The organism is Micromonospora globbae (assembly GCF_036184225.1).
GTDB classification, from domain to species: Bacteria; Actinomycetota; Actinomycetes; order Mycobacteriales; family Micromonosporaceae; genus Micromonospora; species Micromonospora globbae.
The window spans coordinates 372,526-384,854 of sequence record NZ_CP108084.1 but is presented as its reverse complement, the minus strand read 5'-3'; the positions used below and the strand labels follow the sequence as shown (position 1 = coordinate 384,854).

The following is a 12,329-nucleotide window of genomic DNA, read 5'->3' as shown; positions in this document are numbered from 1 at the left end:
CACCACAGCACTGAATCGAATGGTCCGCCCGGTCACGACTTGCCCGCAATCCACAGGCTCGCGAAGACCAGCGCGACGATGCCGACCAGGAAGATCGCCAGACCCTCGGTGGAGGGGCCGTACCGGCCGAGGTTGAAACCACCCGGGTCCTGGTCGTGCTTCAGGGTCTCCTGGATGTAGGCGATGATGTCGGCCTTCTGCTCCGGACGGAGCTGGTTGTCGCCGAACACCGGCATGTTCTGCGGCCCGCTCAGCATCGCGGCGTAGATCTGCCGGTCGGTCGCCGGGCGCAGGCTCGGGGCGAACTTGCCCGAGGAGAGCGCGCCGCCGCCACCGCCGAACGCGTGGCACTGCGAGCAGTTGATCCGGAACAGCTCGCCACCGGCGGCGACGTTGCCGTTCTCGTGCAGGTTCTCACCGTTCGGCAGCTCCGGGCCGCCGCCCAGCTCCTGGATGTACTGGGCCAGCTGGCGGGTCTGCTCGTCGGTGAAGAGCGGGGGCTTGCGGTGCGCCTGCGCCTCCTGGCGGGCCAGCGGCATCCGGCCGGTGCTGACCTGGAACTCCACCGAGGCCGCGCCCACGCCGATGAGGCTCGGCCCGCGCCCCTCGACGCCCTGCGCGTTGCGACCGTGGCAGGTAACGCAGCTCACGTCGAACAGCGCCTTGCCGTCGGCGGCGGCGCTGCTGAGCGTCTGGTTGTCCTGCGCCTGCGCGCCGGGGGCGAAGACGGTGTAGGCGCCGCCGGCCAGCGTCAGCGCGGCGAGCAGCCGGACCGCGGCACCCAGCCGGCGGCGGCCCCTGCTGCGCGCCGCGGGCCGCCCGCGCAGCCGCGCGAGCAGACCGCGTCGGCGGTCGTTCTCAGAAGTCATGACCTGTGTCCTTAACCGGTTTGGACCTTACTCAGGGGACGGGGCAACGGCGTGATTCGTGACGCGCCAAGATCACTGGAGCCAGTAGATCATGCCGTAGAGGCCGATCCACACGACGTCGACGAAGTGCCAGTAGTACGACACGACGATCGCCGAGGTCGCCTGCGCCGGGGTGAACCGGCCCATCGTGGTGCGGATCATGAAGATGATGAAGGCGACCAGACCGCCGGTCACGTGCAGACCGTGGAAGCCGGTGGTCAGGTAGAACATCGACCCGTAACCGTCTTCGTTGATCTTCACACCCTCGTGCACCAGCGTGCGGTACTCGTTCAGCTGACCGAGCACGAAGATCAGGCCCATCACGAAGGTGATCGTGAACCAGCGCCGCAGCGCGTGGACGTCACCCCGCTCGGCCGCGAAGACGCCGAGCTGGCACGTGACCGAGGACAACACCAGGATCACCGTGAAGGTGGTCGCGTAGGGGATGTTGAGGACCTCGGTGTGCTCCGCCCACTGCTCCGGCGCCGCCGCGCGGATGGAGAAGTACATCGCGAACAGAGCCGCGAAGAACATGAGTTCGCTGGAGAGCCACACGATCGTCCCGACGCTGACCATGTTGGGTCGGGTCAGGGAGTGGATCCGGCTCTTGTCAATGGCTGGGGCCGCAGTCACGCGGTCATTATTGCCCCTGACCGGCGTCGGCGATCAGCGGGGTGCCAAACCGGTGGTCCAGGTGGCCCGATCGTGGTGGTCCGGTTCGCCTGGCCTAGCCTGAAAAGCGTGCTGCACGTCGATCCGATCTTCGCCGCCACCTCGGCCCTCCCGTCCGGCGCGGCCGCGCCGGCCGTGGCCGCCGGCCCGGAGACCCTCCCGCCGCCGTTCACGATCAGCGCGCTGGTGACCGAGACCCGGCTGGACAGCTGGCTGGCGCTCGGCCTGGTGCTCGCCGCCGGCCTCTACCTGTACGGCGTGCACCGGCTGCGGGCACGCGGCGACAGGTGGCCGGTGACCCGGACGATCTTCTTCCTGGGCCCCGGCCTCGGCGGCATCGCGCTCGTCACGGTCACCGGGCTGCACGCGTACGACACGGCGCTGCTGAGCGTGCACATGGTCCAGCACATGGTGCTGTCGATGGTGGCGCCGATCTTCCTGGCCCTGGGCGCGCCCATGACGCTGGCCCTGCGGACCCTGCCCCAGCGGCCCCGCAAGCGGCTGCTGGCGATCGTGCACAGCCGGATCGCGCGCGTCTACAGCTTCCCGCTGGTGGCGTTCGCCATCTTCGTGGTGAACCCGTTCGTGCTCTACTTCACCGACCTGTACCGGTACACGCTGGAGCACGCCTGGGCCCACGAACTGGTGCACGCCCACTTCATCATGACCGGCTGCGTGTTCTTCTGGCCGCTGCTCGGCCTCGACCCGCTGCCGGGGCGCTGGCCGTACCCGGCCCGGGCCCTGCTGATGCTCCTGTCGGTGCCGTTCCACACCGTGCTGGGGCTCACGATCATGCAGAGCAGCACGCTCTTCGGCGGCGACTGGTACCCGTCGCTGCGGCTCGGCTGGGCCGACCCGTGGGACGACCAGGTGCTCGCCGGCGGCATCCTCTGGGCCGGCGGCGAGTTCGTGAGCGTGACCATGCTCGCCGTGCTCGTCGCGCAGTGGGTCCGGCAGTCCGAGCGGGAGGCCCGCCGCATCGACCGCGAGCTGGACCGCCAGGAGGCCCGCGAGCGCGCCGCGGAGTCCCCCGCCTGAGCCGCCCCAGGGGCACGCCGCCGGCGGGCCGGGCGGGATGTCGGCTGTGTCACGCCGACCGGTACGATCGGCGGGCAGCAACGAGGTGGAAGCCAGTCGAGCCATGAGCGAGCGCAGCGAGCGCCTGTCCGGGCGCAGCGCGAAGAGGTCTCATGGCGGCACGGAGCGAAGCGGAGTGTCGGCATGAGTGATCGTCAGTGCACCGTCCTGCTCTACAGCGACGACCCGCAGGTCCGCGACCGGATGCGGCTGGCCGTCGGCACCCGGCCCGCGCCCGACCTGCGGATCGAGTTCGTCGACGCCGCCAGCTACGACGAGGTCGTCCGGCTCGTCGACGACTACGAGATCGACCTGCTGATGCTCGACGGTGAGGCGTCCCCCGGCGGCGGCCTCGGCATCGCCCGCCAGATCAAGGACGAGCGGGACGACGCTCCCCCGACCTGCGTGGTGATCGCCCGCGCGGCGGACCGATGGCTCGCGGCGTACGCCGAGGTCGACGCCACCCTCATGCACCCGCTCGACCCGGTGACCACCGGCACGACGGTGGCCGAGCTGCTGCGGACGCACGCACCCGCCTGACGTCCCCCGCTCCGGCACCGCCACGGCGCCGGACCGACCGGCGCCGGTTCACCCCACCCGCATCCGCACGCTCGGGAGGCCCGCGATGGGCGATCGGACCTGGCCGCACCTGCTCAACGCGCTGCTGCGCGGCGAGGAGCTCTCCACCGCCGACACCGCCTGGGCGATGGGCGAGATCATGAGCGGCTCGGCGAGCGCCGCGCAGATCGCCGGTTTCGCCGTCGGGCTGCGGGCCAAGGGTGAGACCTCGGCCGAACTCGCCGGTCTGGTCGAGGCCATGCTCGGTCGCGCGGTTCCGGTCGCGATCTCCGACGACCTGCGGGCCCGGGCCCTCGACGTGGTCGGCACCGGCGGTGACCTCGCCCACACGGTCAACATCTCCACGATGGCCGCCATCGTGGTGGCCGGCGCCGGCGTACGGGTGGTCAAGCACGGCAACCGGGCCGCCTCGTCCTCGTGCGGCACGGCCGACCTGCTGGAGTTCCTCGGCGTACCGCTGGATCTCGGCCCGGAGGGGGTCGCCCGCTGCGTCGAGGAGGCCGGGATCGCCTTCTGCTTCGCGGCGCGCTTCCACCCCGGGATGCGGCACACCGGCCCGGTCCGGCGCGAACTGGGTGTGCCCACCGTTTTCAACTTCCTCGGCCCGCTCACCAACCCGGCGCGTCCCCGCGCGGGCGCGGTCGGCTGCTTCGACCCGCGGATGGCCCCCGTGATGGCCGGCGTGTTCGCCGCCCGGGGCGACTCGGTGCTCGTGATGCGCGGCGAGGACGGGCTCGACGAGTTCACCACGGCCGCGCCGACGCGGGTGTGGGTCGCGCAGGGCGGCGCCGTACGCGAGGCCGTGCTGGACGCGGCCGCCCTCGGCGTGGCCCGGTCCACGATCGGCGACCTGCGCGGCGGGGACGCCGCCTTCAACGCCGACGTGGCGCGCCGCGTGCTGGCCGGGGAGGCCGGCCCGGTACGCGACGCCGTCCTCGTCAACGCGGCGGCGGCGCTGGCCACCCAGGGCCCGCTCGACGGCGACCTGACCGAGGCGCTGCGCGCCGGCATGACGCGCGCCGCCGAGTCGATCGACTCCGGCGCGGCCGCCGCCACCCTGGAGCGCTGGGTCGAGGTCGCCCGCGCGCTCTGAGTGCGGAGCGCGGGCGCTCCGAGCGCGGAGCGCGGGCGGCCCCGGATCGTGTCGGAGGGGCGTGCCAAACTACACCGGAGTGATTCACCCGGTGGTGCGCCACCGGCGGCCGGAGCGAAAGGAGACGCCCGTGTCGGCCCGCGAACTCCACTGCGACGTCTGCGAGGGTGTGCAGCCGTTCGAGGCGCCACCGTGTGCCGACGGCCACGGCGCCGACTGCCCCGAGCTGATCTGCACCCGCTGTGGCACGGCCCTGCTGATCGCCACGTTCGCCTTCCCCGCGCCCCGGCTCGCCGCCACCACCCGCCCGCGCCCGCCGGCCCGTCGCGCCGCCTGAAAGGCCCTCCGACCGGCCCGCCGGCCAACCCCTCGCGCCGCTGAACGGCCCTCCGACCGGGCCCGCCCGCCGGCTCCGTCCCGCAGCCCGAACGAACCTCCTGAACGGCCCTCCGACCGGCCCCAGCGCCGCCGAACGGCCGCCGTGGACGGTCACCGCCACGTCGGGCGTGGACGGCGGTCGGACCGCGCCGGCGCGCGCCGGGACCACCGGTCGGCGGGCTCCCGACGAGCCCCGACACACGAAGGCCCGCCTCCTCGCGGAGGCGGGCCTTGGTGGTGGTCCGCGGTGTCGCGCCGGGCTCAGTGCTCGGCGGTGCGCCGGGTGCCCGTGTAGTACTCGAACAAGAGCCCGCTGGCGGCGAAGATGCAGGCCAGCAGGCCCGCGCCCAGCAGCCAGAACTGCCAGAACGCCAGGCCGACGCCGGCGGTCGTGGCGGCGAGCGCCAGGCCGAACGGCCAGTAGCTGCCCGGGCTGAAGAAGCCGACCTCACCCGCGCCGTCGGCGATCTCCGCGTCCGGCCGGTCCTCCGGGCGGAGGTCGATGCGGCGGGAGACGAACCAGAAGAAGCCGCCGCACATCGAGCAGAGCAGGAACGACAGGGCCAGTGCGACCGTGCCCACCCACTCGACCCGGCCGCTCTCACCGGCGGTCCAGGCCGCGTACAGGATGGTCGCGCCGAACAGGAACGTCGCGATGACCAGGAAGATACGCCACTCGGTCTTCATGCCCGCTTCCTCAGCTCCCCGCGCCGGCCGGCACGTCGTCCGGGTTGAAGTTGTTCTGCGTACGCCGCGTCTCGAACGGCCGGGTGGTCTCCGCGTACGGGTCCTCACCGATCGCGGACAGCGCCTCCTGCGTGGTCTTGCCGTCCTGCTTGGCCGCGAGGAACTGGTCGTACTTCTCCGGCGAGACGACCCGCAGCTCGAAGTTCATGAACGCGTGGTAGGTGCCGCAGAGTTCGGCGCACCGTCCGACGTAGGCGCCCTCGGTCTCCAGGCTGGAGACCTCGAACACGTTACGGATCTTGCCGGGCATGACGTCCCGCTTGAACAGCAGCTCCGGCACCCAGAAGGAGTGGATGACGTCCCGGCTGGTCTCCTCGAACCGGATGGACCGGTTGGTCGGCAGGACGAGGATCGGGATGACCTCGCTGGTGCCGAGCGTCGAGGCGATGGTGTTGGCGTCCGGGCCCTGCCCGTCGCGGTAGTTGAACTGCCAGTTCCACTTGAACGCGACGACCTCGACGGTGACGTCGGGGTTCCGCGTCACCTTGTTCACGTCGGTCTGCACGATCGCCGTGTAGTAGAAGAGCACGGAGACGACGAGGATCGGCGCGATGGTGTAGAGGAACTCCATCGGCATGTTGTAGCGGGTCTGCACCGGCAGGTCGTTGCCGCGCTTCCGGTAGCGCACGATGCACCAGAAGATCAGGCCCCAGACGAAGACGCCGACGGCGAGCGCCGCGATGCACGACGCGATCCACAGGTCGTACATGCGCCGGGACTCGGCCGAGATGCCGCCCTGCGGCCAGCCGAAGCCGTCGAACGTCCTGCCGACGTCACAGCCCGTGAGCAGGACCAGCAGCGCCACGCCGCCGAGACCGAGCCCGGCGAGCCGACCAGCACCACGCCGCCGGCGTCCGCCGGCTCCCGGAGAAGCGCTGTGCCGTACGGCCGACGGCCGTACCTCCGAACTCCTTGCGACCACCTGGTCCTGCCTCCCTAGCGCGCCGCGGTGTCTGTTCTGTCCTGCCGGCCTCCGGCCAGCGGAGCGACAGCACCGGCGGCAAAGGCGTCACCGACGGTCGCAGATTACTCGACCATGACCGGCTGGACCGTGTTGGGGTGGCTGTCGGCCCCCATCGGGGGATCTTGACCCGTCCGGCGCGATAGCGTAGGCAGTCGTGAGCGCTACCCCGGTCTATCTGGACGCCGCCACGGCCACGCCGCTGCACCCGGTCGCCCGGCAGGCGCTGCTGGCCGCCTTCGAGGACGGCTGGGCCGACCCGGGCAAGCTCTACACGCAGGCCCGCCGGGCACGCCAGCTGCTCGACGCGGCGCGGGCCGCGGCCGCCGAGGTCCTGGGCGTACGCCCCGACGAGCTCTCCTTCACCCCCAGCGGCACGATGGCCGCGCACGCCGCCGTGCTCGGCGGTCTGGCCGGGCGCCGCCGCGCGGGCCGGACCCTGGTGCACTCGGCCATCGAGCACTCCGCGGTGCTGCACGCCGCCGAGCGGCACGTGGCCGACGGCGGTGACGCGGTGTCGGTGCCGGTGGACCGGCTCGGCCGGCTGGACGTCGACGCCTGGTCCGCCGCCGTCCGCGCCCCGGGCGTGGCGTTCGCCGCGCTGATCTCCGCGAGCCACGAGGTGGGCACCGTCCAGCCGGTGGCCGAGGCGGCCGCCGCGTGCGCCGACGCCGGGGTGCCGCTCCACGTCGACGCGGCCCAGTCGGTGGGCCGGGTCCCGGTCCCGGCGGGCTGGTCGGTGCTCACGGCGAGCGCCCACAAGTGGGGCGGCCCGGCGGGGGTGGGGCTGCTGGTGGTCCGCAAGGGCACCCGCTGGGAGTCGCCGTACCCGGCGGACGAGCGCGAGTCGGGGCGTACGCCCGGGGCGCTGAACCTGCCCGCGGTGGTCGCCGCGGCGGCGAGCCTGCGCGCGGTGGCGGCCGACGCCGCCGCGGAGGCGGCCCGGCTGGCGCCGCTGGTCGACCGGATCCGAGCGCGGGTGGCGGCCGAGGTGCCGGACGTGGAGGTGGTGGGCGACCCGGAGCGCCGCCTGCCGCACCTCGTGACCTTCTCCTGTCTGTACGTCGACGGGGAGGCGCTGCTGCACGCGCTGGACCGGCGCGGGTTCGCGGTCTCCTCCGGTTCCTCCTGCACCTCCTCCACGCTCCGCCCGTCGCACGTGCTGGAGGCGATGGGGGTGCTGTCGCACGGGAACGTCCGCGTGTCGCTGCACCGTGAGACCTCGGAGGCGGACGTGGAGCGCTTCCTCGCCGAGCTGCCCGGGATCGTCGCCGACCTGCGCGCCGAGGCGGGGGTGGTGGGGCTGTGACGATGCCGGACGAGGTGCTCGACTGCCGGGGCCAGCGCTGCCCGCTCCCAGTGATCGCCGTGGCCCGGCGCCTGCCGGAGCTGCCGGTCGGCACGGTGGTGCGGGTGCTCGCCGACGACCCGGCGGCGGCCGTGGACATCCCCGCCTGGTGCCGGATGCGGGGCCAGGAGTTCGTGGGTCAGATCACCGGCCCGGACGGCCCCGCGTACGACGTCCGCCGCCGCCACTGACCCCCCTCCCCCGCGATCTTGCACTTTGTGCCCCGGCGAATCGGGGCGAAGGCCGCGGAACGGGGGCCGGAAGTGCAAGATCGACGAGCGAGGGGCGGCGGGTGGCGCGGGTCAGGGGAGCAGGTGGGGGCGGACCTCGTCGGCGGCCACGTCGCCGTACGACTCCCCGAGCCGCTTGACGAACAGGTCACGGCGTACCTGGTACTCCTGCGTGCCCACGGTCTCCAGCACGAGCGTGGCCAGCAGGGAGCCGACCTGGGCGGCCCGCTCCAGGCCGAGGCCCCACGAGAGCGCCGTGAAGAAGCCCGCCCGGAAACCGTCGCCGACGCCCGTCGGGTCGACCGCCCGGATCTCCCGGGCGATCGGCACGTGGATCGTCTCGAAGTCCCGCCCGGCGATCTCCACGCCGTGCTTGCCGAGCGTGGTGACCCGGATCTTGACCCGCTCGAGCAGCTGCTCGTCGCTGAGCCCCGCCTTGCTCTGCAGCAGCGACTTCTCGTAGTCGTTGGTCATGAGGTAGTCGGCGCCGTCGATCAGGGCGATCACGTCCTCGCCCGGCATCCGGGCGAGCTGCTGCGAGGGGTCGGCGGCGAACGGGAAGCCACGCTCCCGGCACTCGGCGGAGTGACGCAGCATCGCCTCGGGGTCGTTCGCGCCGACCAGGACCAGGTCGAGCCCGCCGAGCCGCTCGGCGACCGGCGCGAGCTCGATGTTGCGCGCCTCGCTCATCGCCCCCGCGTAGAACGACGCGATCTGGCACATGTCGAGGTCGGTGGTGCAGACGAAGCGGGCCGTGTGGGCCACCTCGCTCACGTGCACCGAGTCGCAGTCGACGCCGTGCCGCTCCAGCCAGGAGCGGTAGTCGGCGAAGTCGGCGCCGACCGCGCCGACCAGCACCGGTCGCAGCCCGAGCTGACCCATGCCGAAGGCGATGTTCGCGGCCACGCCACCGCGGCGCAGGACCAGGTCGTCCACGAGGAACGAGAGCGACACCTTGTGCAGCTGGTCGGCGATGAGCTGGTCGGCGAAGCGGCCGGGGAAGCTCATCAGGTGGTCGGTGGCGATCGAGCCGGTCACCGCGATCTTCATGTCAACCCTCGGGGTCGGGAGCAGGGCGCGGTCAGACTACCGGGCGGGTGGACGCCAGGTGTCCGGTCGGTCCGACGGCCGACATCCGCCGGACACCGGGACGCCTACTTCGGCCGACAGGTGACGCATCCGCCGGACAGCGGGACGCGGACCCCGGGACGCGGACTCCGGACACCGGGACGCGGACGCCACCGGGGCCGCAGACGACGACGGGGCCGCCCTTCGTGGGCGGCCCCGTCGTGACGACGCGGAGGTCGACTCAGCTGAACGAGTCACCGCAGGCGCAGGAGTTGCCCGCGTTCGGGTTGTCGATGGTGAAGCCCTGGGCGTCGATCCGGTCGGCGAAGTCGATGGTGGCGCCGGCCAGGTAGGGGGCGCTCATGCGGTCGACGACGACCTCGACACCGTCGTAGTCGGTGACGATGTCACCGTCGAGGGAGCGCTCGTCGAAGAACAGCTGGTACCGCAGGCCGGAGCAGCCACCCGGCTGCACCGCGACGCGGAGCCGCAGGTCGTCGCGGCCCTCCTGCTCGATCAGGGCCTTGACCTTCTGCGCCGCGACGTCGGTGAGGACGACGGTGGTAGGGGCCTTGGCCTCGGTCGACTCGGTCTGCGCTGGCGTGGTCACGTGGAATTCTCCCTGCGCGCTCGTGGTGTGGTCGTCCCGACCAACGTCACCCGCCGGTCAGCGATTCCCACTGTGGTCCAGTTTTCGATTGTAGGCCCGTCCGGGCCTCGCCGACCCCTCGACGTGACTCCGGGATGCCCGCACGCGGCGCGGGTCACACCCCGCGTCACCGGCTCCACTGCCGCGCCAGCCGGGCGCCCAGCTCGCGCAGCCCCTCGGCGGGACGGCTGAGCGCGGCCTCCAGCCCGCGCTCGCCGTCACCGAAGTGTTCCACCAGGCTGTACGCGTCGGTCACCCCGGCCGCGGCGGCCTCCCGCCGGCCGGTGCTCACCTGCCCGGCCACCACCACGCAGGGCAGCCCCCGGTCGCGGGCGGCACCGGCCACCCCGGCGACGACCTTGCCCCGCAGCGACTGGTGGTCGAAGGAGCCCTCCCCCGTGATCACCAGGTCGACGTCGTCCAGCGCGGCGTCGAGCCCGGTGGCGCGCGTGACGAGGCCGATGCCCGACTCGCAGCGCCCGCCGAGGGCGAGGATCGCCGCGCCGATGCCGCCGGCGGCCCCGCCACCGGGCAGCGCGCCCAGGGCCGCCGGGCAGCCCGGCAGGTCCCGTTCCAGCACCGCGGCGAAGCGTTCCAGCGCGGCGTCCAGCAGCAGCACGTCGGCGCGGTCGGCGCCCTTCTGCGGGCCGAACACGTTGCTCGCCCCGTGCAGGCCGAGCAGCGGGTTGTCCACGTCGGTGGCGGCGACCAGCTCCGCGCCGCGCAGGCGGGGCGCCCCGTCGAGCGCGGCGGTCCCGGCGAGCGCGGCGCCGCCGTACGGCAGGGCCTGCCCGGCCTCGTCGAGCGGCGTGACCCCGAGCGCGGTGAGCATCCCCGCGCCCGCGTCGTTGGTGGCCGAGCCGCCCAGCCCGATCACCACGGTGCGGGCGCCGCGCTCGACGGCCGCCGCGACCAGCAGCCCGAGGCCGAACGACGTGGTCGCCTTCGGGTCCCGCTCGTGCGGGGCGAGCAGGTGCAGCCCGCACGCCTGCGCGCTCTCGACGTACGCCGTCCCGTCGCCGGTGAGGAGGATCTCACCGGTGGCCGGACGGCCGAGCGGATCGACGGTCGGCACCGGTACGCGGCTCGCGTCGAGCGCCTCGGCGAGCACGTCGAGGAACCCAGGCCCGCCGTCGGCGAGCGGCCGGATCAGCAGTTCGTCACCGTCGGTCACCTCGCGCCAACCGGCGGCGACGGCGGCGGCCACCTCCGGGGCGGGCAGGGTGCCGGCGAACTTGTCCGGGCAGAGCAGCACGCGCATGCCGAGCAGTGTGGCAGCACACACCGCGGACGGCTGCGCCGCGTTCGCGCTGTGGGACCATGGAGGACGTGACTTCGACCTGGGTAGAACCCTCCAACACGGCCACGGCACTGCTGCTGCTCGGGCGGGGAAGCGACCCGGCCACCGAGCGCGGGGTGGAGTGCCCGGGTGACCTCCCGGCGCCCAGCGACCCCGATCTGGTGGCTCGCGCGGCGGCGGCGAAGGCGGCGTTGGGCAGCAAGGTGTTCGTGCTGGGCCACCACTACCAGCGCGACGAGGTGATCCAATTCGCCGACGTGACCGGCGACTCGTTCAAGCTGGCCCGGGAGGCGGCGGCCCGGCCGGACGCGGAGTACATCGTCTTCTGCGGCGTGCACTTCATGGCCGAGAGCGCCGACATCCTCACCTCGGACAGCCAGAAGGTGATCCTGCCGGACCTGGCGGCCGGCTGTTCGATGGCGGACATGGCGGTCCTGGGCCAGGTCGAGGCCGCCTGGGAGGTGCTCGCCGACCTGGGCGTCGCCGAGCAGACCGTCCCGGTGACGTACATGAACTCGTCGGCCGACATCAAGGGCTTCGTGGGCCGGCACGGCGGCGTGGTCTGCACCTCGTCGAACGCCAAGCGCGCGCTGGACTGGGCGTTCGCGCAGGGCTCGAAGGTGCTCTTCCTGCCCGACCAGCACCTGGGCCGCAACACGGCCGTGCTGGAGATGGGCTACTCGCTCGACGACTGTGTGCTCTACGACCCGCACAAGCCGAACGGCGGGCTCACCCCGCAGCAGCTGCGCGACGCGAAGATGATCCTCTGGCGCGGGCACTGCTCGGTGCACGGCCGGTTCACCCTCGACAGCGTGAACGACGTCCGGGAACGGGTGCCCGGCGTGAACGTCCTCGTCCACCCGGAGTGCCGGCACGAGGTGGTCACCGCGGCCGACTTCGTCGGCTCGACGGAGTACATCATCAAGACCATCGAGGCGGCCCCGGCCGGCTCGGCGTGGGCGGTCGGCACCGAGCTGAACCTCGTACGGCGGCTCGCGATGGCCCACCCGGACAAGCAGATCATGTTCCTGGACCGGGCCGTCTGCTACTGCTCGACGATGAACCGCATCGACCTGCCGCACCTGGTCTGGGCGCTGGAGGAGCTGGTGGCCGGGCGGGTGGTGAACCAGATCACCGTCGATCCGGACACCGCCCACCACGCGCGCGTCGCACTAGACCAGATGCTCGCGCTTCCCGGCGCCACGACCCCGCCGGCGACGGCCGGCTGATCACCGTACGTAGCGCCCTTGATACCCAATAGTTCCGGATCACCGAATTAACACTCTGCGGGTGGTGTGACCGGTTCCATTCTCGCCGCC

Annotated in this window: 14 protein-coding genes; 7 read left to right on the top strand and 7 right to left on the bottom strand. The window is 72.7% G+C overall.

Annotated elements, in window-relative coordinates:
- Nucleotides 1–32 precede the first annotated feature (32 nt).
- Nucleotides 33–869: a cytochrome bc1 complex diheme cytochrome c subunit gene (gene qcrC / locus OG994_RS01755; protein ID WP_120327173.1), complete on the bottom strand. Its 837-nt coding sequence runs from the start codon at nucleotides 867–869 to the stop codon at nucleotides 33–35.
- Nucleotides 870–941: 72 nt separating this feature from the next.
- On the bottom strand, nucleotides 942–1,541 hold the full coding sequence (gene ctaE, locus OG994_RS01750) for an aa3-type cytochrome oxidase subunit III (RefSeq protein ID WP_120327172.1): 600 nt from the start codon (nucleotides 1,539–1,541) through the stop codon (nucleotides 942–944).
- A 108-nt stretch (nucleotides 1,542–1,649) separates the two neighbouring features.
- Between ctaE and OG994_RS01745 the strand changes: the two genes are divergently transcribed.
- The 4 genes from OG994_RS01745 to OG994_RS01730 all read left to right on the top strand — a co-directional run bounded on the left by OG994_RS01745 (nucleotide 1,650) and on the right by OG994_RS01730 (nucleotide 4,666).
- Nucleotides 1,650–2,618 carry a cytochrome c oxidase assembly protein gene (locus OG994_RS01745; protein ID WP_328852000.1) on the top strand — a complete coding sequence of 323 codons (969 nt, stop codon included), beginning with the start codon at nucleotides 1,650–1,652 and terminating at the stop codon, nucleotides 2,616–2,618.
- A 183-nt stretch (nucleotides 2,619–2,801) separates the two neighbouring features.
- The gene (locus OG994_RS01740) at nucleotides 2,802–3,197 is read left to right on the top strand and encodes a hypothetical protein (RefSeq protein ID WP_120327170.1); all 396 of its coding nucleotides are present in this window, start codon (nucleotides 2,802–2,804) and stop codon (nucleotides 3,195–3,197) included.
- A gap of 85 nt (nucleotides 3,198–3,282) precedes the next feature.
- Nucleotides 3,283–4,329, top strand: a complete 1,047-nt coding sequence (gene trpD, locus OG994_RS01735; RefSeq protein WP_328851999.1) for an anthranilate phosphoribosyltransferase — start codon at nucleotides 3,283–3,285, stop codon at nucleotides 4,327–4,329.
- Between the two features lie 130 nt (nucleotides 4,330–4,459).
- The gene (locus tag OG994_RS01730) at nucleotides 4,460–4,666 is read left to right on the top strand and encodes a hypothetical protein (protein WP_120327168.1); all 207 of its coding nucleotides are present in this window, start codon (nucleotides 4,460–4,462) and stop codon (nucleotides 4,664–4,666) included.
- A gap of 302 nt (nucleotides 4,667–4,968) precedes the next feature.
- Here OG994_RS01730 and OG994_RS01725 read toward each other — a convergent pair whose 3' ends face one another.
- Together OG994_RS01725 and ctaC are read right to left on the bottom strand one after the other, a co-directional pair.
- Nucleotides 4,969–5,394: a cytochrome c oxidase subunit 4 gene (locus tag OG994_RS01725; RefSeq protein WP_120327167.1), complete on the bottom strand. Its 426-nt coding sequence runs from the start codon at nucleotides 5,392–5,394 to the stop codon at nucleotides 4,969–4,971.
- A gap of 10 nt (nucleotides 5,395–5,404) precedes the next feature.
- On the bottom strand, nucleotides 5,405–6,376 hold the full coding sequence (gene ctaC / locus OG994_RS01720) for an aa3-type cytochrome oxidase subunit II (RefSeq protein ID WP_120327166.1): 972 nt from the start codon (nucleotides 6,374–6,376) through the stop codon (nucleotides 5,405–5,407).
- A 196-nt stretch (nucleotides 6,377–6,572) separates the two neighbouring features.
- On the opposite strand from ctaC, the gene OG994_RS01715 reads away from it, so the two are divergent.
- Both OG994_RS01715 and OG994_RS01710 read left to right on the top strand, forming a co-directional pair.
- Nucleotides 6,573–7,724 carry a cysteine desulfurase family protein gene (locus tag OG994_RS01715; protein ID WP_328851998.1) on the top strand — a complete coding sequence of 384 codons (1,152 nt, stop codon included), beginning with the start codon at nucleotides 6,573–6,575 and terminating at the stop codon, nucleotides 7,722–7,724.
- Nucleotides 7,721–7,954, top strand: coding sequence for a sulfurtransferase TusA family protein (locus OG994_RS01710; RefSeq protein ID WP_120327164.1), 234 nt, complete (start codon nucleotides 7,721–7,723; stop codon nucleotides 7,952–7,954). The genes OG994_RS01715 and OG994_RS01710 overlap by 4 nt, the downstream gene beginning before the upstream one ends.
- Before the next feature lie 111 nt (nucleotides 7,955–8,065).
- On the opposite strand, the gene OG994_RS01705 is transcribed toward OG994_RS01710, so the two are convergent.
- The 3 genes from OG994_RS01705 to OG994_RS01695 form a co-directional block, all read right to left on the bottom strand.
- A complete protein-coding gene (locus tag OG994_RS01705; protein ID WP_120327163.1) occupies nucleotides 8,066–9,043 on the bottom strand; it encodes a carbohydrate kinase family protein in 978 nt (325 codons plus the stop codon).
- 259 nt (nucleotides 9,044–9,302) lie between these two features.
- Nucleotides 9,303–9,671, bottom strand: coding sequence for an iron-sulfur cluster insertion protein ErpA (gene erpA / locus OG994_RS01700; protein ID WP_120327162.1), 369 nt, complete (start codon nucleotides 9,669–9,671; stop codon nucleotides 9,303–9,305).
- A gap of 166 nt (nucleotides 9,672–9,837) precedes the next feature.
- The gene (locus tag OG994_RS01695) at nucleotides 9,838–10,971 is read right to left on the bottom strand and encodes a glycerate kinase family protein (RefSeq protein WP_328851997.1); all 1,134 of its coding nucleotides are present in this window, start codon (nucleotides 10,969–10,971) and stop codon (nucleotides 9,838–9,840) included.
- A gap of 68 nt (nucleotides 10,972–11,039) precedes the next feature.
- Here OG994_RS01695 and nadA point away from each other — a divergent pair, with 68 nt between their 5' ends.
- Nucleotides 11,040–12,239, top strand: a complete 1,200-nt coding sequence (nadA, locus tag OG994_RS01690) for a quinolinate synthase NadA (protein ID WP_120327409.1) — start codon at nucleotides 11,040–11,042, stop codon at nucleotides 12,237–12,239.
- Nucleotides 12,240–12,329 lie beyond the last annotated feature (90 nt).

What these genes read in the sequence shown, in the direction of transcription:
- qcrC (WP_120327173.1), bottom strand. Translation starts at nt 869, where the DNA reads ATGACTTCTGAGAACGACCGCCGACGCGGTCTGCTCGCGCGGCTGCGC.
- OG994_RS01740 (WP_120327170.1), top strand. Translation starts at nt 2,802, where the DNA reads ATGAGTGATCGTCAGTGCACCGTCCTGCTCTACAGCGACGACCCGCAG.
- trpD (WP_328851999.1), top strand. Translation starts at nt 3,283, where the DNA reads ATGGGCGATCGGACCTGGCCGCACCTGCTCAACGCGCTGCTGCGCGGC.
- OG994_RS01725 (WP_120327167.1), bottom strand. Translation starts at nt 5,394, where the DNA reads ATGAAGACCGAGTGGCGTATCTTCCTGGTCATCGCGACGTTCCTGTTC.
- OG994_RS01705 (WP_120327163.1), bottom strand. Translation starts at nt 9,043, where the DNA reads ATGAAGATCGCGGTGACCGGCTCGATCGCCACCGACCACCTGATGAGC.
- OG994_RS01695 (WP_328851997.1), bottom strand. Translation starts at nt 10,971, where the DNA reads ATGCGCGTGCTGCTCTGCCCGGACAAGTTCGCCGGCACCCTGCCCGCC.